At 72.7% G+C, this 24,861-nt stretch carries 23 protein-coding genes; 19 read left to right on the top strand and 4 right to left on the bottom strand.

What is annotated here, in order from left to right; translation table 11 throughout:
- Window positions 1-80 precede the first annotated feature (80 nt).
- Window positions 81-2,678 (top strand): ATP-dependent chaperone ClpB, encoded by a 2,598-nt coding sequence (clpB, locus tag ACGFRF_RS14445; RefSeq protein ID WP_393739659.1) that lies wholly within the window; start codon window positions 81-83, stop codon window positions 2,676-2,678.
- 3 nt (window positions 2,679-2,681) lie between these two features.
- Here the strand turns inward: clpB and ACGFRF_RS14440 are convergent, their stop codons facing one another.
- Window positions 2,682-3,152, bottom strand: a complete 471-nt coding sequence (locus ACGFRF_RS14440; protein WP_393739657.1) for a hypothetical protein — start codon at window positions 3,150-3,152, stop codon at window positions 2,682-2,684.
- A 138-nt stretch (window positions 3,153-3,290) separates the two neighbouring features.
- Here ACGFRF_RS14440 and ACGFRF_RS14435 point away from each other — a divergent pair, with 138 nt between their 5' ends.
- The gene (locus ACGFRF_RS14435; protein WP_393739655.1) at window positions 3,291-3,821 is read left to right on the top strand and encodes a YbjN domain-containing protein; all 531 of its coding nucleotides are present in this window, start codon (window positions 3,291-3,293) and stop codon (window positions 3,819-3,821) included.
- A gap of 17 nt (window positions 3,822-3,838) precedes the next feature.
- Here ACGFRF_RS14435 and ACGFRF_RS14430 read toward each other — a convergent pair whose 3' ends face one another.
- From ACGFRF_RS14430 to ACGFRF_RS14420, 3 genes are all read right to left on the bottom strand, one after another.
- Window positions 3,839-5,029, bottom strand: a complete 1,191-nt coding sequence (locus ACGFRF_RS14430; RefSeq protein WP_393739653.1) for a hypothetical protein — start codon at window positions 5,027-5,029, stop codon at window positions 3,839-3,841.
- Between the two features lie 127 nt (window positions 5,030-5,156).
- On the bottom strand, window positions 5,157-6,341 hold the full coding sequence (locus ACGFRF_RS14425) for a pyridoxal phosphate-dependent aminotransferase (RefSeq protein ID WP_393739651.1): 1,185 nt from the start codon (window positions 6,339-6,341) through the stop codon (window positions 5,157-5,159).
- 82 nt (window positions 6,342-6,423) lie between these two features.
- Complete coding sequence (locus ACGFRF_RS14420; RefSeq protein ID WP_393740140.1) at window positions 6,424-6,798, bottom strand: cupin domain-containing protein; 375 nt, start codon at window positions 6,796-6,798, stop codon at window positions 6,424-6,426.
- Window positions 6,799-7,655: 857 nt separating this feature from the next.
- Here ACGFRF_RS14420 and ACGFRF_RS14415 point away from each other — a divergent pair.
- From ACGFRF_RS14415 to ACGFRF_RS14335, 17 genes are all read left to right on the top strand, one after another.
- Window positions 7,656-7,964 (top strand): hypothetical protein, encoded by a 309-nt coding sequence (locus ACGFRF_RS14415; RefSeq protein WP_393739649.1) that lies wholly within the window; start codon window positions 7,656-7,658, stop codon window positions 7,962-7,964.
- A 250-nt stretch (window positions 7,965-8,214) separates the two neighbouring features.
- On the top strand, window positions 8,215-8,559 hold the full coding sequence (locus ACGFRF_RS14410) for a hypothetical protein (RefSeq protein WP_393739647.1): 345 nt from the start codon (window positions 8,215-8,217) through the stop codon (window positions 8,557-8,559).
- A 366-nt stretch (window positions 8,560-8,925) separates the two neighbouring features.
- Complete coding sequence (locus ACGFRF_RS14405) at window positions 8,926-9,450, top strand: DUF2617 family protein (RefSeq protein WP_393739645.1); 525 nt, start codon at window positions 8,926-8,928, stop codon at window positions 9,448-9,450.
- 165 nt (window positions 9,451-9,615) lie between these two features.
- Window positions 9,616-11,256: a polyamine aminopropyltransferase gene (locus tag ACGFRF_RS14400; protein ID WP_393739643.1), complete on the top strand. Its 1,641-nt coding sequence runs from the start codon at window positions 9,616-9,618 to the stop codon at window positions 11,254-11,256.
- Window positions 11,257-11,380: 124 nt separating this feature from the next.
- Complete coding sequence (locus ACGFRF_RS14395) at window positions 11,381-12,178, top strand: SRPBCC family protein (protein ID WP_393739641.1); 798 nt, start codon at window positions 11,381-11,383, stop codon at window positions 12,176-12,178.
- Window positions 12,179-12,284: 106 nt separating this feature from the next.
- Entirely contained in the window at window positions 12,285-13,073 is a 789-nt protein-coding gene (locus tag ACGFRF_RS14390) for an aldose 1-epimerase (protein WP_393739639.1), read from the top strand.
- Between the two features lie 10 nt (window positions 13,074-13,083).
- The gene (pyrE, locus tag ACGFRF_RS14385; RefSeq protein WP_393739637.1) at window positions 13,084-13,656 is read left to right on the top strand and encodes an orotate phosphoribosyltransferase; all 573 of its coding nucleotides are present in this window, start codon (window positions 13,084-13,086) and stop codon (window positions 13,654-13,656) included.
- 144 nt (window positions 13,657-13,800) lie between these two features.
- Complete coding sequence (gene fbaA / locus ACGFRF_RS14380; protein ID WP_393739635.1) at window positions 13,801-14,823, top strand: class II fructose-bisphosphate aldolase; 1,023 nt, start codon at window positions 13,801-13,803, stop codon at window positions 14,821-14,823.
- Between the two features lie 63 nt (window positions 14,824-14,886).
- Entirely contained in the window at window positions 14,887-16,380 is a 1,494-nt protein-coding gene (locus ACGFRF_RS14375; protein WP_393739634.1) for an MFS transporter, read from the top strand.
- A gap of 97 nt (window positions 16,381-16,477) precedes the next feature.
- Window positions 16,478-16,891 (top strand): DUF3151 domain-containing protein, encoded by a 414-nt coding sequence (locus tag ACGFRF_RS14370; protein ID WP_393739632.1) that lies wholly within the window; start codon window positions 16,478-16,480, stop codon window positions 16,889-16,891.
- 152 nt (window positions 16,892-17,043) lie between these two features.
- The gene (locus ACGFRF_RS14365; RefSeq protein ID WP_393739630.1) at window positions 17,044-17,892 is read left to right on the top strand and encodes a tryptophan 2,3-dioxygenase family protein; all 849 of its coding nucleotides are present in this window, start codon (window positions 17,044-17,046) and stop codon (window positions 17,890-17,892) included.
- Complete coding sequence (gene kynU / locus ACGFRF_RS14360) at window positions 17,885-19,069, top strand: kynureninase (RefSeq protein WP_393739628.1); 1,185 nt, start codon at window positions 17,885-17,887, stop codon at window positions 19,067-19,069. Before ACGFRF_RS14365 ends, kynU begins: the two co-directional genes overlap by 8 nt.
- 303 nt (window positions 19,070-19,372) lie before the next feature.
- Entirely contained in the window at window positions 19,373-20,278 is a 906-nt protein-coding gene (locus tag ACGFRF_RS14355) for an alpha/beta hydrolase (protein WP_393739626.1), read from the top strand.
- A 162-nt stretch (window positions 20,279-20,440) separates the two neighbouring features.
- The gene (locus ACGFRF_RS14350; protein ID WP_393739624.1) at window positions 20,441-21,532 is read left to right on the top strand and encodes an alpha/beta hydrolase; all 1,092 of its coding nucleotides are present in this window, start codon (window positions 20,441-20,443) and stop codon (window positions 21,530-21,532) included.
- Complete coding sequence (locus ACGFRF_RS14345; protein ID WP_393739622.1) at window positions 21,525-22,766, top strand: acyltransferase; 1,242 nt, start codon at window positions 21,525-21,527, stop codon at window positions 22,764-22,766. The genes ACGFRF_RS14350 and ACGFRF_RS14345 overlap by 8 nt, the downstream gene beginning before the upstream one ends.
- Window positions 22,759-24,144, top strand: a complete 1,386-nt coding sequence (locus ACGFRF_RS14340; RefSeq protein ID WP_393739620.1) for a sensor histidine kinase — start codon at window positions 22,759-22,761, stop codon at window positions 24,142-24,144. Before ACGFRF_RS14345 ends, ACGFRF_RS14340 begins: the two co-directional genes overlap by 8 nt.
- Entirely contained in the window at window positions 24,141-24,815 is a 675-nt protein-coding gene (locus ACGFRF_RS14335; RefSeq protein WP_393739618.1) for a response regulator, read from the top strand. The genes ACGFRF_RS14340 and ACGFRF_RS14335 overlap by 4 nt, the downstream gene beginning before the upstream one ends.
- The last annotated feature ends 46 nt before the right edge of the window (window positions 24,816-24,861 follow it).

Below are 24,861 nucleotides of genomic sequence, written 5' to 3'. Positions count from 1 at the left end.
GACCTTGAGTGGAATAGACTCAACTTTGTGTACGCTGGTTAAGTCAGCAGTGGAGAGAGGTCGAGGAGGAGAACCGAGACGTGGACGCCGAGCTGACCAACAGGAGCCGGGACGCGATCAACGCGGCAGGCAACCGGGCCGTGACCGAGGGGCACCCGGACCTGACCCCCGCTCACCTGCTGCTTGCCCTGCTCCAGGGGCAGGACAACGAGAACATCACCGACCTGCTCGCGGCCGTCGACGCCGACCAGGCCGCCGTACGCTCGGGCACGGAGCGGATCCTGGCCGCGCTGCCCAGCGTGACCGGGTCCACCGTCGCGCCTCCGCAGCCCAACCGTGAGCTGCTGGCCGTGATCGCCGACGCCGGCGAGCGCGCGAAGGACCTCGGTGACGAGTACCTGTCCACGGAGCATCTGCTGATCGGCATCGCCGCGAAGGGCGGTGCCGCCGGTGACGTGCTCACCCGGCAGGGTGCCGACGCCAAGAAGCTGCTGGAGGCCTTCAGGAAGGCCAGGGGAGGACGCCGCGTGACCACCGCCGACCCCGAGGGTCAGTACAAGGCCCTGGAGAAGTTCGGCACCGACTTCACCGCCGCCGCCCGCGAGGGCCGGCTGGACCCGGTCATCGGACGGGACCAGGAGATCCGGCGGGTCGTGCAGGTGCTGAGCCGCCGTACCAAGAACAACCCCGTGCTCATCGGTGAGCCCGGCGTCGGCAAGACCGCCGTCGTCGAGGGGCTCGCCCAGCGGATCGTGAAGGGGGACGTGCCCGAGTCGCTGAAGGACAAGCGGCTGGTGGCGCTGGACCTGGGCGCGATGGTGGCCGGCGCCAAGTACCGGGGCGAGTTCGAGGAGCGGCTGAAGGCCGTGCTCGCCGAGATCAAGGGGTCGGACGGGCAGATCATCACCTTCATCGACGAGCTGCACACCGTCGTGGGCGCCGGTGCCGGTGGTGATTCGGCCATGGACGCGGGCAACATGCTCAAGCCGATGCTGGCCCGTGGCGAGCTGCGCATGGTCGGCGCGACGACGCTGGACGAGTACCGGGAGCGGATCGAGAAGGACCCCGCCCTGGAGCGCCGCTTCCAGCAGGTGATGGTCGCCGAGCCGAGCGTCGAGGACACCATCGCGATCCTGCGCGGTCTCAAGGGCCGGTACGAGGCCCACCACAAGGTGCAGATCGCCGACAGCGCGCTGGTGGCCGCCGCCACCCTGTCCGACCGGTACATCACCTCCCGCTTCCTGCCGGACAAGGCCATCGACCTCGTGGACGAGGCCGCCTCGCGGCTGCGGATGGAGATCGACTCCTCCCCCGTGGAGATCGACGAACTCCAGCGTGCCGTCGACCGGCTGAAGATGGAGGAGCTGGCGATCGCCAAGGAGACCGATCCGGCCTCCCGCGAGCGGCTGGAGAAGCTGCGCCGCGATCTCGCCGACAAGGAGGAGGAGCTGCGCGGTCTGACCGCCCGCTGGGAGAAGGAGAAGCAGTCCCTCAACCGGGTCGGTGAGCTGAAGGAGCGGCTCGACGACCTGCGTGGGCAGGCGGAACGCGCCCAGCGCGACGGCGACTTCGACACCGCGGCCAAGCTGCTCTACGGCGAGATCCCGCAGCTGGAGAAGGAGCTGGAGGCCGCCTCCGCCGCCGAGGAGGAGGTCGCCAAGGACACCATGGTCAAGGAGGAGGTCGGCGCCGACGACATCGCCGACGTCGTCGCCGCCTGGACCGGCATCCCCTCCGGGCGCCTGATGGAGGGCGAGACGCAGAAGCTGCTGCGGATGGAGGACGAACTCGGCAAGCGGCTCATCGGCCAGACCGAGGCCGTGCGGGCGGTCAGCGACGCCGTACGGCGGTCACGGGCCGGGATCGCCGACCCCGACCGGCCCACCGGGTCCTTCCTCTTCCTCGGTCCGACGGGTGTCGGCAAGACCGAACTCGCCAAGGCGCTCGCCGACTTCCTGTTCGACGACGAGCGGGCCATGGTCCGCATCGACATGTCGGAGTACGGCGAGAAGCACAGCGTCGCCCGGCTGGTCGGCGCGCCTCCCGGGTACGTCGGCTACGAGGAGGGCGGTCAGCTCACCGAGGCCGTCCGCCGCCGCCCGTACAGCGTGATCCTGCTGGACGAGGTGGAGAAGGCCCACCCGGAGGTCTTCGACATCCTGCTCCAGGTGCTGGACGACGGCCGCCTGACCGACGGTCAGGGCCGTACGGTCGACTTCCGCAACACCATCCTGGTGCTGACCTCCAACCTGGGCAGCCAGTTCCTGGTCGACCCGCTCAGCAGCGAGGTGGAGAAGAAGGAGCAGGTGCTGGAGGTCGTCCGCGCCACCTTCAAGCCGGAGTTCCTCAACCGACTCGACGACCTGGTGGTCTTCTCGGCGCTGACCAAGCCCGAGCTGGAGCGGATCGCGCAGCTCCAGATCGACCGGCTGGCCAAGCGGCTGGCCGAGCGCCGGCTCACCCTGGAGATCACCCCGGAGGCGCTTGCCTGGCTCGCGGAGGAGGGCCTGGACCCGGCCTACGGCGCCCGCCCGCTGCGCCGCCTCGTGCAGACCGCCATCGGCGACCGCCTCGCCAAGGAGATCCTCTCCGGCGAGATCAAGGACGGCGACACGGTCCGCGTGGACCGCTTCGGCGAGGGCCTGCTGGTGGGCCCGGCCACGGGGAAGACGCTGTGACGCTCACACGGTGAACGCCGAGAACCGTACGAGGGCCCCCTGCGGGCCCTCGTACGTCACGTTCACCGTCACCGCATCGGCCGCGGCGTCCGGCGGGGGCGGAGCGGTCGCCGAGTCCATGTTCAGGCAGAGGTCGGCACCCTTCTCGCACAGGTCGGTGCCGGGTTCCGGGCCCGCCGGATAGCTGTCCTTCAGCCAGGTGCCCACGTCAGCACGCCGCATCCGGAACGCGGCGTGATAGCTGGTGTCCAGCCAGGTCTGCACCGTGCACCGCTCGTCGTACGCCCCCTCGGGCACCCTCGCCCCGCCGAACCGCAGCGCCTCGGCGCACGGGACCGTCTCCGGGGCCCCGCCCAGCGGATAGTCCGACGTCATGAACCTGATCACGATGACGATCACCCAGCCCAGCAGCAGCGCCGGCACCGCCATGACCGCCGCGAACAGCCTCCACCTGGTCCGTCCTCGCACCACCACACCGACTTCCTCGTCCGACGGCCCTCCCCCCGACCGGACGGATCATGTCAGCCGACGGCTGACAGGCACCGTCGGGGCTTGCCACCCCCCTCCCCGCATGGGGGAGGATGGCGGAATCCGCATGAAGGGAAAAACACGGTGAGCATCGACCCGTCCTCGATTCCGAACTTCGGGGGCCAGCCCGAACCGCAGCCCCAAGGACCGGCGGGCCCCGTCGTCCCGGATCAGGATCTCGTGAAGCAGCTCCTCGACCAGATGGAGCTGAAGTACGTCGTCGACGAGGAGGGTGACCTCGCGGCGCCGTGGGAGCAGTTCCGCACCTACTTCATGTTCCGAGGGGAGGCCGAACAGGCGGTCTTCTCGGTGCGGACCTTCTACGACCGCCCCCACCAGATCGGTGAGAAGCCGCAGCTGCTGGAGTCCGTCGACGACTGGAACCGCCGCACCCTGTGGCCCAAGGTGTACACCCACACCCACGACGACGGCACCGTCCGCCTGATCGGCGAGGCCCAGATGCTGATCGGCACGGGCGTCGACATCAACCACTTCGTCTCCTCCACGGTCAGCTGGGTGCGGGCCGCGATCGAGTTCGACAAGTGGCTCGTCGAGCAGCTCGGCCTGGAGCAGGAGGTCAACGAGGCGGAGAAGCCCGAGGACGACGGAGAGTAGCTTCTCCGCCCCGCCCGTCACACAGGCGCGCGCCCGAACACGACCAGGTACGCGCCGTAGGCATAGCTGAGCCCGGCCAGGGCCGCGACCACCACGGTCGCGTGCCAGGGCCGGGCTCTCGCCGTGCGCACCACCGCCCGGGCGAGCGGCAGCAGCAGCGGGAACGCCGGCAGCAGGAACCGCGGCTTGGACTCGAAGAAGCCTGACCCACCGAGCGCGATCAGCAGCAGCACCCCGCTGTGCACGAGCAGCGGCAGCGGGGCGCGATCCAGGAGCAGCAGGGCGTACAGCAGCGCGGCGACCGCCACGATGATCAGCGCCATCGGGATCAGGAACCGGCCTCCGTGCACCAGCGTGCGGCGCACGACTTCCAGCGCGCCCCGCCCGAAGTCGAACCGCGACCCCCAGCGCCGCTGCACGCCGACATAGCCGCCCAGCGGGTCCCCCGTACGGCGGCCGACCCACAGCACGTACGCCGTCCAGCCCAGCGGGGCGATCACCGCGCCCGTCCACAGCCTGTGGGAAACCCGGCCGCGGCGCCTCCACAGCTCGGCGCCCGCCGCGGCCAGCACGGCGGTGGCGACCGCGAACCCGTTCGGCCGGGCGAGCCCGCCGCACGCCGCCAGGACGCCTGCCCACAGCCAGTGCCCGGCCAGCACCGCGTACAGCGACCAGGCCGCGAGCGCGGTCAGCACCGGCTCGGTGTACGCCATCGACAGCACCACCGAGTGCGGCAGCAGACCCCACAGCAGCACCAGCGCGAGCCCGACCGAGCGCCCGTGCAGCCGGGAGCCGACCGCGTGGATCCCGGCGGCGGCGACGGCGGCCGCCGTCCACGACACCAGCAGCCCGGCGCCGATCCCGCCGAGCGGTGTGAGCGCGGTGACCGCCCGCACCAGCGCCGGGTACAGCGGGAAGAACGCCAGGTCGCTGACGATCGTCGAGCGCAGATGCAGGGAGCGGCCGTAGCCGTGCGCGGCGATCCCCAGGTACCAGACCGAGTCCCAGGACCGGCCGAGCAGGGTGAGGGGGTGCTTGCCGGCGGCCTGCGCGACGAGGGCGAGCACGGCGGCACCGGCGAGCCGCGCGCCCAGGAACAGGCCTACGGCGAGGGCGCTCGCGCGGCCGAGGGACGGCCCGGTGCGCTCCCCGGTCACCGGCTCCGGTGTGACGACGGGTGAGGCGAGGACGGTGCTGGCGTGAGTCACACCACCGCACCTTGCAAGGCACCGGGCGCCGATGCGAGCAGAAGACGCCCGAGTGCGTCACCGGTTCACCTGTGCCGCGTACACGACCGCCGCCACACGGGTCCCGTGCGCGATCCGTGCGGTCGGCTCACATGCCGCGCAACCGCTGTGCCGCCTCCCGCAGCACCTCCTGTCGCTTGCAGAAGGCGAACCGCACGAAAGGCGCCCCCGCCTCCCGGTCGTCGTAGAAGACGGCGTTGGGGATGGCGACCACGCCCGCGCGCTCCGGCAGGGCGCGGCAGAAGGCGAAGCCGTCCTTCTCGCCCAGGGGGCGGATGTCGGTGGTGATGAAGTAGGTCCCGGCCGGCTCGAAGACCTCGAAGCCCGCCGCCGTCAGTCCCTCCGCGAGGATGTCCCGGCGGGCCTGCATGGACCGGCGGAAGTCCGCGAAGTAGGAGTCGGGCAGGGCGAGGGCCTCGGCGACCGCGTACTGGAAGGGGCCCGAGGAGACGTACGTCAGGAACTGCTTCACCGCGCGGACCGCGCCGACCAGCTCCGGGGCGGCCGTCACCCAGCCGACCTTCCAGCCGGTGAAGGAGAAGGTCTTGCCGGCCGAACCGATGCTCACCGTGCGCTCGCGCATTCCGGGGAACGCGGCGAGCGGCAGGTGCTCGGCGCCGTCGAAGACCAGGTGCTCGTACACCTCGTCCGTCACCACCAGCAGGTCCCGCTCCACCGCCAGCTCGGCGATCGCGGCCAGCTCGGCGCGCGTGAGGACCGTACCGGTCGGGTTGTGCGGGGTGTTGATCAGCAGCAGACGGGTGCGGTCGGTGACGGCGGCGCGCAGCTCGTCCAGGTCCAGCCGGAACCTGCCGTCGTGCGGCCTGAGGGTCACCGGCACCCGCCGGCCGCCCGCCAGCGCGATGCTCGCCGCGTAGGAGTCGTAGTACGGCTCCAGCGCCACGACCTCGTCGCCCGGCTCGACCAGCGCCAGCAGCGAGGCCGCGATCGCCTCCGTCGCGCCCGCCGTGACCAGCACCTCGGTGTCGGGGTCGTACGACAGCGCGTAGCGGCGCAGCTGGTGCTCGGCGATCGCGGTGCGCAGCTCGGGAACGCCGGGGCCCGGCGGGTACTGGTTGCCGCGTCCGTCGCGCAGCGCCCGTACGGCGGCCTCCCGGACCTCCTCGGGGCCGTCGGTGTCGGGAAAACCCTGGCCCAGGTTGATCGCCCCGGTGGCCACGGCGAGGGCGGACATCTCGGCGAAGATCGTCGTCCCGAACGCGGCGAGACGGCGGTTGAGGTACGGGCGCTCGGTGGAGGTCATGCCGGCCATCCTGCGCCCGGGCTCCGGGGTTCCTCAACTTGCCGTCCGGGGACGAGCGCCTGCGCCGCTGCCACGGCAGCGCGCACCGGCATCAGCCCTCGGAGGGACGCGGGGCGCGCCGGTGCGCCCGTTCCTTCAGCTCTTCCTCGTCGACCAGCGTGAGCATCGGCTGACCCGGCGCGCACACCATGGTCACGACGAACTTGTTCGGCGCGTCCGACCGGGCGTTGCCGTCCTGGTAGTGGATCACGTCACCGCCCGGCTCCCAGAACGTCTCACCGGCCTCGACCACACGCTCCGGCTCACCCTCGATCTCGAACCGGACCGCGCCCTCCATCACGTAGCCGAACGCCGGTCCTGAGTGGCGATGCGGAGGGAGCCCGGGATGACCAGGAGGCCACTCGACAAGGATCGTCATCGCCGATCCACCGTCGGGGAAGAAGGGCGGGGTGACGTCCTGCAGCATCTTGACCTCGGGCGGCAGCGAGACCTGCCCCGCGGCAGGGGCTTCGTGCGCTGGGTTGTTCTCTGGCATGTACCACACCTCCGGCAGCCTGCCTGGAACGGACGATCAGCCACAGCCGCATCCGTGACACGCCGGTCCCGAAACCACCCTGCCGCACGTCGGCGGCCGCCACAATCCGTACAGGGCTCAGAGGGGTGCCGACGGCAAGACCGTTCGCGTCAAGACCGACCGTTACGGCACCGGACTGCGCCATCGCCCGCGGTACGTCGGTCCCGACGGCACAGAGAAGCCCAAGAGCTTCCCTGACGGGAAGAAGCGTCTCGCTGAGAAGTGGCTCAGCGCCATCGAGACGGACATGACGCGCGGTCAGTACACGGATCCCACGTCCGTGCGGGGCAGTACGCGGAGAAGTGGTTGGACAGCAAGACGTCCAGTCCGATGACCCGGAGGGAACTCGGCCGGCGCCTGCGGCTGTACGTCTACGGCGCGCGAGCACGGCATGCACGCCCTGCGGCACTTCTACGCGTCCGCGTTGTTGGGCGCGGGCGAGAACGTCAGGCCGTCAGCGCGTACATGGGGCATGCCGATCCGGCGCTGACGCTGCGGGTGTACGCCCATCTGATGCCCGACAGCAGGGAACGTGCCCGCTGCGCGATCGACACCGTGTTCCGGCGCAAGTCCGAGGAAGGGCAGGGTCCCAGACCACACAGTGAGCCACAGGCGGCCCCTGGAGTGCTGCGTGCCCTTCGCGGCACCTGCGGCAATCCCCTGGGGGGCTCGGCGGCAGCGAGACGATCGACGACGCGTCCAGGTTTGCCGGGATCACGATGATGGTCAGCGGGCCCCTCAGCATCCTGATGGGCGCAGCCGGAATCGCACACGACACTCTGTTCGCCGCGTCCCGGTACGCCTACCGGTTCGACATCACGTCCTGGGGCTGGATCCACCTGGTGATGGGGGTGGCCCTCGTCATTGCCGGCCTGGGTGTCCTGGCAGGTCGGAGGTGGGGTCGCGGGGCCGGTGTAGCGGTGGCAGCGATCAGCCTGATCACCCAGTTCATGTTCGTTCCGTACTACCCGTTGTGGGCCATCCCCGTGATGACACTCGACCTCCTGATCCTGTTCGCGCTGACGAGAGTCCATATCGAGACCCGCGACGGTCGGTGAACCTCGCAGCCCTGCAGCGCGCCGGAGCGGAAGATCACGGCCCACAGGCGGCCCGGTGAGACGCCGAAGGCCCCTGACCTCCCCGTCTGCGCAGGTCAGGGGCCTTTTCCGTGCGTTGACCCTCAGAAGTTCCTCAACTCTGCTTTGCGGCCGTTCGCGGCCGGGCATCCCCCGGTCACCGCGCCAGACGCGGCAACAGGCGAGGCGCCCACGGGGGGCCGCTTCGGGGGAACGGAAGGAGGGTGACGCCATGGTCTTCGGCATCATCCTGGCGGTGGTGGTGGTCCTGGTCATCGCGGTGGCGACGGGCCGGAACCGCCGGAACCGGCACGCCAAGGTGTCGCTCGGCAAGGGCGGCGGCAGCCGGTCGTACCGCGCGTCGTCTTCGTCATCGTCGTCGGCTTCGTCGTACGACAGCGGGAACAGCTGGTGGGCCTGGGGCGGCGGCGCCGACTCCGGCTCGTCCTCGGGGAGCCATGGGGGACATGGCGGGAGCCACCACTCCTGCGGGGGCGGTTCCTCGTGCGGGGGCGGCTCCTCCTGCGGCGGGGGTTCGTCGTGCGGCGGCGGGGGCGGATGCGGCGGAGGCAGCTGACACGGGGCAGCTGAGCTTCCGGGAACCTCCCGCGAACGGTCCTGTGACGCACGGGCTTCCGGGAGCAGGGGGAACCGCATCCGGCCGCACACGGGTGCCCGTCGGACGAAGGCATTCCGGCGGGCGCCCACCCCTCACGTCCGCGCGCCCCGCGCACGCCGTAGTTGAACAGTTGAGCTGTGTAGCCCTCTGAGGGATGGAAACCCCACGAAGTTGGGTAAAAACGCTGTGGGGGCGCCTTGGTTCATGATTCCCTCTACATCGCCAACGCAGCCCCTCGGACGTCCCACAGACTCCCTCCCCGGCCGGGCCGGCTGGGCTGACATGGCCGATCTCCCCCTCATTGCGTGTTAGCGGAGCCGATCCATGCTCACGACCCTGAACACCTCCTACACCGATACGCGCGCTGCCGACCTCGCCTGGGCCCTGGGACGCGAGCCGCTGCCCGCCCTGGCCACCCTGGATCTCGAACTCATGGGCGCCAAACTGCAGTTGCGACTGCTCGGAGCGTCCCACCAGGTGCTCCTCGAGGAGGAGCGCGGCGTGTGTTCGGAGACGGTCGCCTGCATTCCGGGCTCCAGCACCCCGCTCCCGCTGGGCGTCGCCAAGCGGGTCGGCAACTGGGAGTACGAGTTCGCCGCCCGCGTCGAGGTACTCACGCCCGGCTCGTTCGCCGGCCGCGCCCAGGAGTTGCTGGCCCTGGTCTCCGACCATCCGCACGGCCTCGCCGGCGTCTTCCCGGGCAGCCCGCACGCCTTCACCGCGATGCTGGCCCAGCGGCACGAGGGCCAGGTGCACTGGCGCACCTGGCACGCCTACCCGCAGGACGGGCAGTTGGTGGCCACCCGCACCCGGGTCGGGGCGCGGGTGCCGGCCGGCCGGGCGGACTAGGGCCTGTCTGACAATTCCCGTCTGCCGCCCTTCGGGCAACGACGCGAATTGTCAGACAGGCCCTAGGGCGAGTTCGGGCGGCATAAACCCCGGATGCGTCAACTGCCCCCACTTCCACACGTGTGGGTGACGAAGCGTGCCGAGCGTGTGACGTAACGTCGCAGAGTGATCGAACAGCACGCCCCCGCGCCCCCGGGCGCCCCGCCCTCCTGGACCGGCCCCGCGCGGCTGCCCGTCCGGCCCGGCACCGGGCGGTTCCTGGTCCTCGCGTGCGTCTTCGTCTGCGCGGCCTGTGGACTGGTGTACGAACTCGAACTCGTCGCCTTCGCCTCGTACTTGATGGGCGACTCCGTCACCCAGGCCTCCGTCGTGCTGTCCGTGATGGTGTTCGCGATGGGTATCGGCTCCCTCGGCGCCAAACGGCTGCGCTGGCACGCGGCCGCCGGTTTCGGCGCGGTCGAGTCGGCCCTCGCGCTGGTCGGCGGGTGCAGCGCGATGGCGTTGTACGCCGTGTTCGCCTGGACCGGCGGCTGGGGCGGGGTGTGGGCCGAGGGCCCGCGCTGTCTCCTGGTCGCCTTCTCCCTCGCCATCGGCCTGCTCATCGGCGCCGAGGTCCCCTTGCTGATGGAGCTGATCCAGCGCATCCGCCGTCAGGACGCGGGCGGCGCGGTGGCCGACCTGTTCGCGGCGGACTACGTCGGCGCCCTGGTCGGCGGCCTGGCCTTCCCCTTCCTGCTGCTGCCCTTCCTCGGCCAGTTGACGGGCGCCCTGCTCACCGGCACGGTCAACGTCGTCGCGGGCGGCGCCCTCGTCCTCGGCCTCTTCCGGCGCGACCTCACCCGCCGCGCCCGCTGGGCCCTCCTCCTCGTGGGTCTCACCGTCCTCGGCGTCCTCGCCTGCGCCGCCGCCCTCGCCGACGACTTCGAGCGGGCCGCCCGGCACGCCGTGTACGGCCAGGGCGTCCGGGTGGCCGTGCAGACCGGCGTCCAGGAGATCGTCCTGACCGGCGGCACCGACGGCAGGCCCCTCGACCTCTTCCTCGACGGCCGCCTGCGCGTCGGCGGCCGCGACGAACGCCGCTACCACGAGGCCCTGGTCCACCCGGCCCTCGCCGGCGCCCCCGACGCGCGCGTCCTGATCCTCGGCGGCGGCGACGGCCTGGCCGCCCGGGAAGCGCTGCGCCACCGCCGGGTGCGCCGCGTCGACGTCGTCGAACTCGACCCCGGCCTGTTGCGCCTGGCCCGCCAGGACCCCGGCCTGTCCGCCGCCAACGGCCACGCCTATGCCGACCCCCGCGTCCACGTCACCACGGCGGACGCCCTGGGCTGGCTGCGCGGCGCCCCCGCGGCGGCGTACGACGTGGTGATCGCCGACCTGCCCGATCCCGGGATCACCGCCAGCACCAAGCTGTACTCCCAGGAGTTCTACGGGCTGGCCCGGCGCGTCCTGGCCCCGCGGGGCCGTCTGGTGGTGCACGCCGGGTCCGTCACCGCCCGCCCGCGCATCTTCTGGACGGTCGCCGCGACCCTCCGCGCGGCCGGCTTCGCCACCGCCCCCTACCGGGTCCTCGGCCACGACTCCGGCTTCGGGGCCGGCCCCGACCGCTCCACGGGCCCGTCCCGGGCACCGCACGACTGGGGCTTCCTGCTGGCGGCTCCGGGCCGCACGCCCCCGCCGCTGCGGCTGGATCGGGAGGGCCACCCGCGCACCCTGACGCAGACCGGACTGACGGCGGACGGCAGGGCGGCGCAGCGGACGCGGATCGGGGGGTTGCCGGCGTCGACGCTGGTGCATCCGCGGTACTGAGCCTTTGCCGGATGCACGTCCCGGACGCCCGCGTCGGGGCGGGGGGGAGGCGAACGGGGGTCCGGGGGCCCAGCCCCTGCAGGACGGGGTGAGTTCCGGCCGCGACTGGGTAGGCTCAGCGGACATGGAGCACCAGGTCTTCGTCCCGGTTCCCGCCGAGCGGCTCAGAGCGGCACTGGCCGACCCCGCTCGCGTCGCCCGGGCGGTGCCCGGCCTGCAGCAGGACGCCGGTGCCGAACCCGTCGCCGGGCGGCTGAAGCTGCGCGTCGGCGGACACTCCGTCACCTACCGGGGAGCGGTACGGGTGGTGGCCCGCGAGGACGGCACGTACGCCGTCGAGGGCGACGCCACCGAGGCCCGCGGCACCGGCTCGGTCAAGCTCGCCCTGACCCTGCGCCTCGCCGGCACCGACGGCGGCTCCACCGTCACCGTCGAGGGCACGGCGGACGCGGACGGGCGGATCACGGAGCTGCCGGCGGAGGCGGTGACCTCGGCGGCGACGAGGCTGCTGCACCGCTTCGTGGAGAGCCTGGCGGAAGCGGGGGAGCCGCCGGTCGCGGAGGGCGAGGCCCAGGAACCGCCCGCCTCCGTCTTCGACACCGAGGTGCCCCCGCCCTCCCTGGACCCCGGGGCCGATGACGAGATCGACGAGGCCGAGGACGGCGGCGACGCGGCCGACCGTCTCACCGAGGACTTCGCCGACACCGGTGAACCCCCCGCCGAGGCGGCGCACGCGCGCCGCACGATGATCGGCCGCAGCGCCGAGGAGGTCGACCACGCCCCGCCGCGCGGCCGCTACGCCCCCGTACCGGCCCCCCAGACCCTCGGCGCGAACCAGGCCCTGCGCTGGGCGGCCCCCGCCGCGGCCCTCGCGCTCGCCTCGGCGATCGTCGTCGGCCGCGCTCTGCGCCGACGCCGCTAGGTCCTGTTCGAGCAGCCGTGGACGGGCCGCACCCCGACGGCCGCCACACGGACGTACAGGCCGCCGTACGGCAACGCCGTCTTGATCGCCCCAGTAGGGTCGTGGCGTGAGCAACGACGACATCACGCTGACCGCGGGCGACGCGGAGGTGAGCGTGCGGCCGGGCAACGGCGGCCGTATCGGTGGGCTGCGGATCGGCGGCGTGGAGCTGCTGCGACAGGGCGAGCGCTTCGGTTGCTTCCCGATGGTGCCCTGGTGCGGCCGGATCCGGGAGGGCCGCTTCCTGGACGGCGCCACCGTCCGTCAGATGCCGCTCAACTCCCCGCCCCACGCCATCCACGGCACCGCCCGCGACGGCGGCTGGCACACCGCGCGCCTCTCGGAGAACGAGGCCGTGATGACGTACGAGCTGGTCGACCCCTGGCCGCACCCCGGCCGCGTCACCCAGATCGTCGCGCTCGCCGAGGACAGCCTGACCCTGACGATGTCCGTGGAGACGTACGAGGACTCCTTCCCGGCGCAGATCGGCTGGCACCCGTGGTTCCACCGCAACCTCGGCGGCGAGGACGTCCAGCTGGACTTCAAGCCCGCCTGGCAGGAGGAGCGCGGCGCCGACCACCTCCCCACCGGCAACCGCGTCGACCCGAGGCCCGGTCCCTGGGACGACTGCTTCGGCATGCCGGGCGGCGTCGACGTCACCCTCACCTGGCCCGGACAGCTGCAGCTGAAGGTGGCCAGCCGCGAGGAGTGGGTGGTCGTCTACGACGAGCAGGCCGAGGCCGTCTGCGTGGAGCCGCAGACCGGGCCGCCCAACGGCCTGAACACCCTCCCGCGCCTGGTCACCCCGCTGGAGCCGCTGGAGGCGGCGACCACCTGGAGCTGGCGGCCGCTCTAAGCTGGTCGGCATGACGGACGTCAACGAAGCAATGCCGCCGGGCACACGCGGCGCGCTGCTGCAGCAGATCAAGGACAAGGCCGTGGTGCACGGCAAGGTGACCCTCTCCTCCGGTCTGGAGGCCGACTACTACGTCGACCTGCGCCGCATCACCCTCGACGGCGAGGCCGCCCCGCTGGTCGGCCAGGTGCTCCTGGACCTCACCGCCGACCTGGAGTTCGACGCGGTGGGCGGGCTCACCATGGGCGCCGACCCGGTCGCGGCCGCCATGCTGCACGCCGCCGCCGCGCGCGGGAAGAAGCTGGACGCGTTCGTCGTACGCAAGGCGGCCAAGGCGCACGGGCTGCAGCGCCGGGTGGAGGGGCCACAGATCGCGGGCCGGCGGGTGCTCGTCGTGGAGGACACCTCCACCACCGGTGGCTCCCCGCTGACCGCGGTGGAGGCCGTGCGTGAGGCGGGCGCGGAGGTCGTCGCCGTCGCGACCATCGTGGACCGGGCGACCGGTGCCGCGGAGAAGATCGAGGCCGGTGCGGGCGTTCCGTACCGGTTCGCCTTCTCGAAGGATGAACTGGGTCTGGACTGACGACCCGGATCGACCTGGACTTGACCGGCGCATGGACCATCGGTTCATGTCTGGAAAGATGGGGACGACGATGACGTCACACCCCAGGTCTAGGTCAGGGCCGTAGTACGCAGAACGCCGACCCGCACACTCAAGGAGCGGACCATGCCCATCGCAACCCCCGAGGTCTACAACGAGATGCTCGACCGGGCGAAGGCAGGCAAGTTCGCCTACCCGGCCATCAACGTCACCTCGAGCCAGACCCTGAACGCCGCCCTGCGCGGATTCGCGGAGGCGGAGAGCGACGGCATCGTCCAGATCTCGACCGGTGGTGCCGAGTTCCTCGGCGGCCAGTACAGCAAGGACATGGTGACCGGCGCCGTCGCGCTCGCCGAGTTCGCGCACATCCTCGCCGAGAAGTACCCGGTCAACATCGCGCTGCACACCGACCACTGCCCGAAGGACAAGCTCGACGGGTACGTACGTCCGCTGCTCGCGCTCTCCGAGGAGCGCGTGAAGGCCGGCAACAACCCGCTGTTCCAGTCGCACATGTGGGACGGCTCCGCCGAGACCCTCGCCGACAACCTGGCCATCGCCCAGGAACTGCTGGAGCAGGCCCGCCGCGCCAACATCATCCTCGAGGTCGAGATCACCCCGACCGGTGGTGAGGAGGACGGCGTCTCGCACGAGATCAACGACTCCCTCTACACCACCGTCGAGGACGCGATCCGCACCGCCGAGGCCCTCGGCCTGGGCGAGAAGGGCCGCTACCTGCTGGCCGCCTCCTTCGGCAACGTCCACGGCGTGTACAAGCCGGGCAACGTCGTGCTCCGCCCCGAGCTGCTGAAGGAGCTGAACGAGGGCGTCGCCGCCAAGTTCGGCAAGCAGTCGCCGTTCGACTTCGTCTTCCACGGCGGCTCCGGCTCCAGCGAGCAGGAGATCCTGACCGCGCTGGAGAACGGCGTGGTCAAGATGAACATCGACACGGACACCCAGTACGCCTTCACCCGTCCGGTCGCCGACCACATGCTCAAGAACTACGACGGCGTCCTGAAGGTGGACGGCGAGGTCGGCAACAAGAAGACCTACGACCCGCGCACCTGGGGCAAGCTCGCCGAGGCGAGCATGGCCGCCCGCGTCGTCGAGGCCACCCGGCACCTGCGCTCGGCGGGCAACAAGATCAAGTAAGCGGTACCTCTCGGGGGGCCCGGCGGCTGTCTACGGCGCCGGGCCCGCTGTATACCTGAGGGCATGCCCGATGTCCGGCTGGCCTCGCCCCAGGGCAAGTGGATCCTGCTGACCACCGTCCTCGGCTCCAGCATGGCCATGGTGGACTCCACCGTCGTCAACGTGGCGCTTCCGCGCATCGGCCGCGACCTGGACGCGAGCCTCGCCGTGTTGCAGTGGACGGTCAACGCGTACATGGTCACGCTGGCCGGTCTGATCCTGCTGGGCGGTTCGCTCGGGGACCTCTACGGCCGACGGAAGATCTTCACGCTCGGGGTGGTGTGGTTCGCGGCCGCCTCGCTGCTGTGCGGCCTGGCCCCGACCCCCGGCATCCTCATCGCCGCCCGCGCTCTGCAGGGCATCGGCGCGGCGCTCCTCACCCCCGGCTCCCTCGCGCTCATCCAGGCCTCCTTCCATCCCGACGACCGGAGCCGGGCCGTCGGCCTGTGGTCCGGCTTCGGCGGGATCGGCGCGGCGGTCGGCCCCTTCCTGGGCGGCTGGCTGGTCACCGGCCCCGGCTGGCGCTGGGTGTTCCTGCTGAACATCCCGCTGGCCCTGCTGTGCGTCCCGGTCGCGTTCCGGCACGTACCGGAATCCGCCGGGGGCACCTCCCGCTCGGGCGAAGCCGCCGGTGGGGGAGACCGGTCCCACGGCCGCTTCGACGTCCTCGGCGCGGCCCTGGGCGCCCTGGCCCTCGCCCTGCTGACCTACGCGCTCATCGAGGCCCGCGCCGGCTCCCTGGCGGTGGCCCTGACCGGGGCGGCGGGCCTGGCCTCCGCCCTGGCCTTCCTGTACGTCGAGAAGCACCGCGCCGACCCGATGCTCCCGCCGGACATCTTCGCCTCCCGCCAGTTCACGGCCGTCAACCTGGTCACGCTGTGCGTGTACGCGGCCTTCGGCGGCTTCTTCTTCCTGACCGCGCTCCAGCTCCAGGTGGTCGCGGGCTACTCGCCGCTGGCCGCCGGTGCGGCCCTGCTGCCCACCACCGTCCTGATGCTGCTGTTCTCATCGCGCTCGGGCGCCCTGGCCGACCGCACGGGCCCCCGCCTGCCGCTCACCGTCGGCCCCCTGCTCTGCGCGGTGGCGATGCTGCTGATGCTCCGGGTCGGCCCGGACGCGCACTACCTCACGGACGTCCTGCCCGCGCTGCTGGTGATGGGCGCCGGCATGGTCACCCTGGTCGCCCCGCTGACGGCCACGGTCCTCGCCTCCGTGGAGACCGCCCGGGCGGGCCTGGCCAGCGGCATCAACAACGCGGCGGCCCGGGCGGCGGGCCTGGTGGCGGTGGCGGCGCTCCCGCTGCTGGCGGGGATGGGACCGGAGGCGTATCGCGACCCGGCCGCCTTCGACAGGTCCTTCGACCGGGCGATGCCGATCTGCGCGGGGGCGCTGCTGCTGGGCTCGGTGCTGGCTTTCGCGCTGGTCCGCCGGCCGGCCCCCGGGTGCCGCCGCCCGCAGTGCCGGACCCACGGCCATGTGACGACACCGCCGTTGGAGGGGCAGCGGCCGGGTGGTTAGGGCCGGCTTACGCATGCGGGTCGGGTGCGGCCGGTCACGCGGTTCGCCGCACCCCTTCGGGGCGCTCGTCCACGCAGCCGTGCGAGAAACTGAAGCCATGACGATTCACGAGAACCTCCTCGGCGGCCCGCCCCCGACCCACCTGCCCGACGACCCGGAGCCCCGCGAGCTGCTCGCCCAGGGCACCGCGCCGGCCGAGGTCGCCGCCAAGCACCCCACCTCCTCCCTCGCCTGGGCCCAGCTGGCCGACGACGCGTTCGAGCGCGGCGCGGTCGTGGAGTCGTACGCCTACGCCCGTACGGGCTACCACCGTGGCCTGGACGCGCTGCGCCGCAACGGCTGGAAGGGCCACGGCCCGGTCCCGTGGGAGCACGAGCCCAACCGCGGCTTCCTGCGCGCCCTGCACGGCCTCGCCCGCGCCGCCGGTGCCATCGGTGAGCAGGAGGAGTACGAGCGCTGCACGCAGTTCCTGAAGGACTCCTCCCCGACGGCGGCCCAGACCCTGGGCTGACCCCCGCGGGAGGTACCGGTGTGGCCCGTCTGGCAGCAGGCGGGCCTTGCCGTATCCGATGGGATTGCGGAGGATTCCAGGTGGGGACCGGGGCCCCCGTGCCGGCATCGGCAGGGGCGGACCGCTACCCGGATCGACAACAGGAGACAGCGATGTCCCACAAGGCTCACCCCCCTTCCGAGGCCGCTGAGCCCGAGACCCCGCATCTCGATTTCGCGGGTACGACGCCGTACGAGGACTACGTCAAGGCGGACGTGCTCACCCACCTCCAGCACACCCTCTCCGACGACCCCGGAGAGATGGTCTTCCTGGTCACCACCCAGGTCATGGAGCTGTGGTTCACGGTCATCGTCCACGAGTGGGAGACGGCCGCGCAGGCCCTGCGCTCGGACGACGTCCCGACGGCGATCGCCGCCCTGAAGCGCTGCGTACGGGAACTGGAGGCGCTGAACGCCTCCTGGAAGCCGCTCGGCCAGCTGACCCCGGCGCAGTTCAACTCCTACCGGAGTGCGCTCGGCGAGGGCTCCGGCTTCCAGTCGGCGATGTACCGGCGCCTGGAGTTCCTGCTCGGCGAGAAGTCCGCGTCCATGCTCGTCCCGCACCGCGGCGCCCCCCGCGTCCACGCGGAACTGGAGAAGGCGCTGCACGAGCCGAGCCTGTACGACGAGGTGCTGCGGCTGCTCGCCCGCCGCGGCCACGCGATCCCCGAGTCCGTCCTGCACCGTGACGTGGCCCAGCGCTACGAGCCCTCGGACGCCGTCGAGTCGGTCTGGGCGGAGATCTACTCCGGTGACCAGAACGCCGAACTCGCCCGGCTCGGGGAGGCGTTGAGCGACGTGGCGGAACTGGTGTGGCGCTGGCGCAACGACCATCTGGTCGCCACCCGCCGCGCGATGGGCGCCAAGCCCGGCACGGGCGGCTCCGCCGGTGTGGCCTGGCTGGAGAAGCGCGCCCGCAAGAACGTGTTCCCGGAGCTGTGGACGGCGAGGTCCCATGTCTGAACCGGTACTGCTCGCGAAGACGCTGGACGCGGCCGACGAACTGGCACCGCTGCGCTCCCGCTTCGTCCTCGACGATGTGGTCTACCTGGACGGGAACTCGCTCGGCGCGCTGCCGGCGAACGTACCGGGGCGGGTCGAGGACGTCGTACGCCGGCAGTGGGGCGAACTGCGCATCCGTTCCTGGGAGGAGAGCGGCTGGTGGACCGCGCCCGAGCGGATCGGCGACCGGATCGCCCCGCTGGTCGGCGCGGCGCCGGGCCAGATCGTCGTGGGCGACTCCACGAGCGTCAATGTGTTCAAGGCGCTGGTGGCGGCGATCCGCATGGCGGACGACGACCGTGACGAACTCCTGGTCGACGCGACGACGTTCCCCACGGACGGCTACATCGCCGAGTCGGCGGCCCGTCTGACGGGGCGCACCCTGCGCGCGGTGACTCCTGCGGAGGTGCCGTCGGCGCTGTCCGACCGTACGGCGGCGGCGCTGCTCAACCATGTCGACTACCGCACCGGCCGCCTGCACGACCTGCCCTCGCTGACGGCCGCGATCCACGCCTCCGGCGCGCTCGCGGTCTGGGACCTGTGCCACAGCGCGGGCGCGCTGCCGGTGGGCCTCGACGAGCACGGGGTCGACCTGGCGGTCGGCTGCACCTACAAGTACCTGAACGGCGGCCCGGGCTCCCCGGCCTACCTGTACGTCCGCCGGGACCTGCAACCCCGCTTCGACTCCCCCCTCCCCGGCTGGAACTCCCACGCCGACCCCTTCGGCATGAGCCCGTCCTACGACCCCGCGCCCGGCGCCCTGCGCGGCCGCGTCGGCACGCCGGACATCCTTTCCATGCTGGCCCTGGAGGCGGCCCTGGAGGTCTGGGACGACGTCTCCGTCGCCGCCGTCCGCGCCAAGTCCCTCGCCCTGACGGACTTCTTCCTGCGCTGCGTGTCCGCGTACACGGAGCCCGGCCGCGTGGAGTCCGTGACGCCGGAACCACACGGGGAGCGGGGCAGTCAGGTCGCGCTGCGGTGTGCCGACGCGGGCGAGGTGATGAAGCGCCTGATCGCCCGCGGGGTGGTGGGCGACTTCCGCCACCCGGACGTCCTCCGCTTCGGTTTCACCCCGCTGTACGTGAGCTTCGCCGATGTGGAGCGGGCGGCACGGGTTCTGGGGGAGGTGCTGGCGTAGGGGAGGGCTCAGGGGCGGGGCGCCTGGAGCCGCCGTGCCGTCGGCTTCGGGGCTCCCCGGCCGCGGGCAACCCCGCCCCGCCCCCGCGCCGGGCGCCCCGTCCCTGGCACCTCGTACCACGAGCCGGTCCGGTAGGGCCGTCGGCCGTCGCAGCCGGTACAGAACCGTTTATCCCTCACCCTCCGTCACCTCCGCGTATCCCCCCACGTCACCGGCCTGATACCGTCCCCGCCAACGGCCGACGAACATCTCCACCTGGTCCGCCACATCGCCAAACCCGTTCCATCGCTGAGAGGTTGGAGCATGCCGGACGACGCCGCAGCAGCCCGCGCCGCCGCCGAAGAGGAGTCGGCCTTCTCGCACCCCCCGGTCGACCCCGACGTCACCGCCGCCTACGGCGACCACCCCGACCAGGTGATCGACTTCTACGCCCCCCGCACCGACACCCCCCTCGCTCCTCTGGTCGTCGTCCTGCACGGCGGAGCCTGGCGCGCCCGCTTCGACCGCCGCCACATCACCCCCTTCGCGGACTACCTGGCCCGTAGGGGCTTCGCCGTGGCCACCGTCGAGTACAGACGAGGCGGCGACCCCCGGATCCCCGCGCAGAGTTCGGGATCCGAGGCCGGCTCCGGCGCCCCGGCCCCCCTGGCCGGCCGCTGGCCCGACACCTTCGACGACGTGGCCGCCGCCATGGACGCCCTGCCGGCCCTGGTCCGCGAAGTGCTCCCGCGGGCCGACCCCCGCCGCACGGTCCTCACCGGCCACTCGGCGGGCGGCCACCTCGCACTGTGGGCCGCGGCCCGCCATGTCCTTCCGGCCGGCGCCCCGTGGCGCACGGACGGCCCGGCCCCCCTGCGCGGTGTCGTCGCCCTTGCCCCGATCGCGGACCTCGCGGTGGCGGAGAAGCTGGACGTCTGCGGCAACGCGGCACTGCAACTCCTGGGCGGCCACGACCACTTCGCCGAGCGTCAGGCGTATGCCGACCCCGCGCTCCTCCTCCCGACGGGCATCGCGACGACGCTGGTCCAGGGCCGTACCGACCTGGTGGTGCCGCAGGCGGTGGCCGAGTCGTACGCGGACGCGGCGGCGAAGGCCGGCGAGGTGGTGGGCCTGACGCTGCTGGAGGACGTCGGCCACTTCCCGCTGATCGACCCGGCGGCGGACGCGTGCGCGGTGGTGGCGGAGGAGATCGCCCAACTGGCCTGGTGAGGAGCCCGGTCCACGCCGTGGGACCGGGACCCGGTCATACCCGTCATACCTGAGAGCTACCGCTCAGGACAGCTCCCTGGCGGGACGCCGACGACCCGTCCCCCTTCCTAACTTCCTTGTCGGACAAGCCCGATGGCCGGGCGATCCGAAGGGGAGCCGACCATGGGGCAAGCGCCGCCGCACATCACGCACCCGCAGCCGCCGACGGTGAATCCGCCCCACGAGGGCCCGCCGCAGCCGGCGACGGGAGCGGCACGGGGGGTGCGGGCAGAAACACGAACCCGGCCGAAGGCCTGGCTCCGCGCCTGGCGTCGCGCCCTTCTCCCGGCTCTCCTCACCGCCGCCCTGGTCGTCCCCCTCTCCGGCGCGGCCCGCCCCGAGATCCCCGCCCCGCCCCCCGCCACCCTCGCCGCCCCCCTCACCCCGGCGACCCTGCACACCGCGTACGAGGCGAACCGGGCCAACGCCACCGAGGCGGCCCGGATGGCCGCCGCCCACGGCGACGAACACCGCGCCGCCGCGGACCGCGCCCTGGCCGCCCCCTCCCGCCACCTCCTCTCCTTCGACGGCCGAGGCCCCGGCCTGGCCACGGAGGTCCTCGGCGACCTGCCGCACGCCGATCACGTGGCGGTCCTCGTCCCCGGCTCCGACACCTCCATCGACACCTACGCCCGCTTCCACCGCGCCGCGGCCGCCCTCCACGACGACCTCACGCACCGCGCCCCCACCGGCACCCGCGTCGCCGTGATCGCCTGGCTCGGCTACCGCACCCCGGGCACGGTCAGCACCACGGTGGCGACCCCGACCCGCGCCGAGCGGGCCGCGCCCCCTCTGCGCGCGCTCGTACGGCAGGTGCACGCCCTCGCCCCCGCCCGGGCACACGTCTCCCTGCTCTGCCACTCCTACGGCTCGGTCGTCTGCGGCCGCACCGCCGCGGGCCTGGACGTCGACGACATCGCCCTCGTCGGCAGCCCCGGCACCGGCGCCGACACCGCCGCCGGCCTGCACACGCCCGCCCGTGTCTGGGCGGCCCGCGGCAGCGACGACTGGGTGGCCCACGTACCGCACCTGCGCGCCGACCTCCTGATCACCACCGTCGGCTTCGGCACCGACCCGGTCTCCCGCGCCTTCGGCGCCCGGGTCTTCGACGCGGCCGACGCCGACCACAGCGGCTACTTCACCCCGGGCTCGACCTCCCTCGCCAACCTGGCCCGGATCACCCTCGGCGAGACCGCGGAGGTGACCCGTGCCTGAGCCGGCCCCGAGCGCCCCGCGCCGCGCGCTGCACGCGATACGCCAGGGCGCCCACCGCGTGGACGCCGCCACACCCGCCTCCCGGGACCGCGCGGTCGACGCGCTGCGTGCCTTCGCGATCCTCGGTGTCGTCCTCGGCCACTGGCTGGTCACCGCCCTGGTCGCGGAGGACGGCGCGCTGCGCACGGCGAGCCCGTTGGGGCCCATGCCGTGGCTGGCCCCGATCTCCTGGGTCTTCCAGACCCTGGCCGTGTTCTTCCTGGTCGGCGGTCATGTGGCGACCCGCGGCCACGCCTCGGCCGCCGCCCGGGGCGTGCCGTACGGCGCATGGCTGCGCAGCCGCCTGACCCGCCTGCTCCGGCCGGTCCTCGCCCTCCTCGTCCTGTGGACGGTGGCGACGACGGCCCTGCTGCTGACCGGCGCCCCCTTCGACACGCTGCACACGCTCGTCAAACTGGCCCTGTCCCCGCTGTGGTTCCTGCTGGTCTTCGCCGCCCTCACGGCGGCGACCCCCCTCGTCGCCCGCCTCAACCCGCTCTGGCCCCTGGCCGTCGTCCTGCACGTGGACGTCCTCCGCTTCGGCCTGCACGCCGGCCCCACCTGGCTGGGCTGGGTCAACCTGGCGGCGGGCTGGCTGGTCCCGTACACGCTGGGCGCCGCCTGGGCCCGTGGCGAGCTGGACACCCGGCGCGCGGCCTGGGTGCTGCTGCTCGGCGGTACGACGGCCACGGCCGCCCTCGTGATCGGGGCGGGCTACCCCGCGTCCATGGTCGGTGTCCCCGGCGCCACGGTCTCCAACCTCAACCCGCCGACCCTTGCGGCCGTGACCTTCGGCGTGGCCCAGTGCGGTCTGGCCCTGCTCGTGCGCGACCGGCTGCGCCGGGCGATGTGCCGTCCGCTCGCCTGGGCGGCCGTGGCCCTGGTCAACCTCTCCGCGATGACGATCTTCCTGTGGCACCAGACGGCTCTGATGGCCACGACGGCCACCGCGCTGCTCGCCGGCCGCCTCCCCGGCCTGCACACGCTCCCCGACGGACCGGGCTGGGTGGCGGCCCGGCTGGTCTGGCTCCCGGTGTTCACGCTGGTCCTGGCCCTGTGCTGGACCGCGTTCCGTGCCCACGAGCAGGGGGCCCGCCGTCGTCGCCCGGTCTCCGGCGCGCGGGGGCGCTCCACGGTGGTCCGGGTGCACCGGACCGCGGACCGGGAGGCTGCACCGGTGGTGCGCCGTGTCTAGGGTGGTCCGCGTGACGGGAACGGGGGGTCGCCGGGTGTTCGGGATGCTCGCGGGCTGGGCGGGGCGCTGGCTGCGGGTGATCCGCGACGACCTGTGGACCGTCCGGCCGGATCCGCTGCCCGCCTCCGTGTGGATGCGCTGGCTGCCGCACGGCCTGCTGTGCCTGGCCGCGTTCGGGGTCACGGTCGGCGGTGTGGCGCAGCTCGGGGACAACGGACGTCTGGACGCCGGACCGGCGTTCGCGATCGGTCTCGCACAGGGCGGCGCGGTCGTCCTCGCGCTGTGGCGGCCCATCGCGGGCTGGTGGCTGTCCATGGCGGGAACCGTGGTGGGCGCCGTCGCCGTGCACGGCAAGCTCGGCACGGTGGGCGGGGTGGCGTTCACCTGGCCGTGGACCGCGGCCGGCATCGTCGCGCACCTGCTCGTGCTGCTGCTGCTCGCGCTGCGTGTACGCACCCGGGTGTCGGTCGAGGCACTGGCCCTGACCGCGCTGGTCACCTACCTCCTGCAGGGCGTGTGGGGCGGGGGGCCGTACCAGCCCACCGGGGTCCTCGCGGTGGTGCTGTCGGCGGTCGTCGTGGTGCTCGGCAGCGCCCTGCGCGGCCGTCGGGAGGCGCGCGCCGAACTCGTCGAGCAGACCACCCTCACCGCCGAGGAACGGGCCCGCCGCACCCTGCTGGAGGAGCGCAGCCGTATCGCGCGGGAGCTGCACGACGTGGTCGCGCACCACATGTCGGTCATCTCCATCCAGGCCCAGGTGGCCCCGCACCTCGTCGAGCACCCGCCCGAGGAACTGGTCGAGAACCTCGCGGGCATCCGGCAGAACGCGCTGGAGGCGCTCACCGAGCTGCGCCGGGTGCTCGGCGTGCTGCGCTCGGAGAACCCCGAGGACCCCTACGGCCTGGGCCATCCCGGCACCGGAACGGCCCCGGACGCCCCCCAGCCCACGCTCGACCGGCTGGACGCGCTGATCGAGAACACCCGCGCGGCGGGCCTGGACGTGACCACCGAGGTCAAGGGCAAGGCGCGGCCCTACGCCCCGGGCGTGGAGCTGTCGGCGTACCGGATCGTGCAGGAGGCGCTGAGCAACGCCCTGCGGCACGCGCCGGGTTCCCGGGTGCGCGTCGAGGTCACGCACCTGCGGGACGGTCTGCGCCTGGCCGTGACCAACTCCCGCCCGCGCCGCCCCGTCCCGCCCTCCCCGGGCGCCGGACACGGGCTGCTCGGCATGCGGGAGCGGGCGACGATGCTGGGCGGCACCGTCACCGCCACCGGAACCCCGGACGGCGGCTTCGCCGTCTCGGCCTTCCTCCCCCGGGACGGCACCCCGCCCGCGCTCCCGACCGACCCGCCCCCGACAGGAGAACAGACCCCATGACGAGCGGCATCATCCGCGTACTCATCGCCGACGACCAGCAGATGGTCCGGCAGGGCTTCACCGTGCTGCTCAACACCAAGCCGGACATCGAGGTGATCGGACAGGCGGTGGACGGCCGGGACGCGATCGCCCGGACCGCCGAACTGCTCCCGGACGTCGTCCTGATGGACATCCGGATGCCCGAACTCGGCGGCATCGAGGCCACCCGCCGCATCACCTCCGGCCATCCGGACATCAAGGTTCTCGTGCTGACCACGTTCGACCTGGACGAGTACGTGTACGAGGCGCTGCGCGCGGGAGCTTCCGGGTTCCTGCTCAAGGACGCCTCCGCCGACCAGCTCGCCGAGGCGGTCCGGGTCGTGGCGGCCGGTGACGCCCTGCTCGCCCCGGGCATCACCCGCCGTCTGATCGCCGAGTTCTCCCGCCTGGACGGCACGCCCCGGGCCCCGCTCAAGCAGCGCGTCGGCGACCTCACGGAACGGGAGACGGAGGTGCTGGCGCTGATCGCGCAGGGCCTGTCGAACGCCGAGATCGCCGGGCGGCTGGTCGTGGCCGAGCAGACCGTGAAGACGCACGTGGGCCGGATCCTGGTGAAGCTGGGCCTCAGGGACCGCACCCAGGCGGCGGTCTTCGCCTACGAGTCGGGGCTGGTGCGCCCGTCCGGATACTGAGTCCGGCGGACCCGTAGTACCTGAGGGGGACGCCCCAGGACCCCCC

Origin of the sequence: Streptomyces sp. NPDC048521 (assembly GCF_043199855.1) — a bacterium.
In the GTDB taxonomy this organism is placed as follows: domain Bacteria; phylum Actinomycetota; class Actinomycetes; order Streptomycetales; family Streptomycetaceae; genus Streptomyces.
This window is presented reverse-complemented; position numbering and strand designations above follow the sequence as displayed.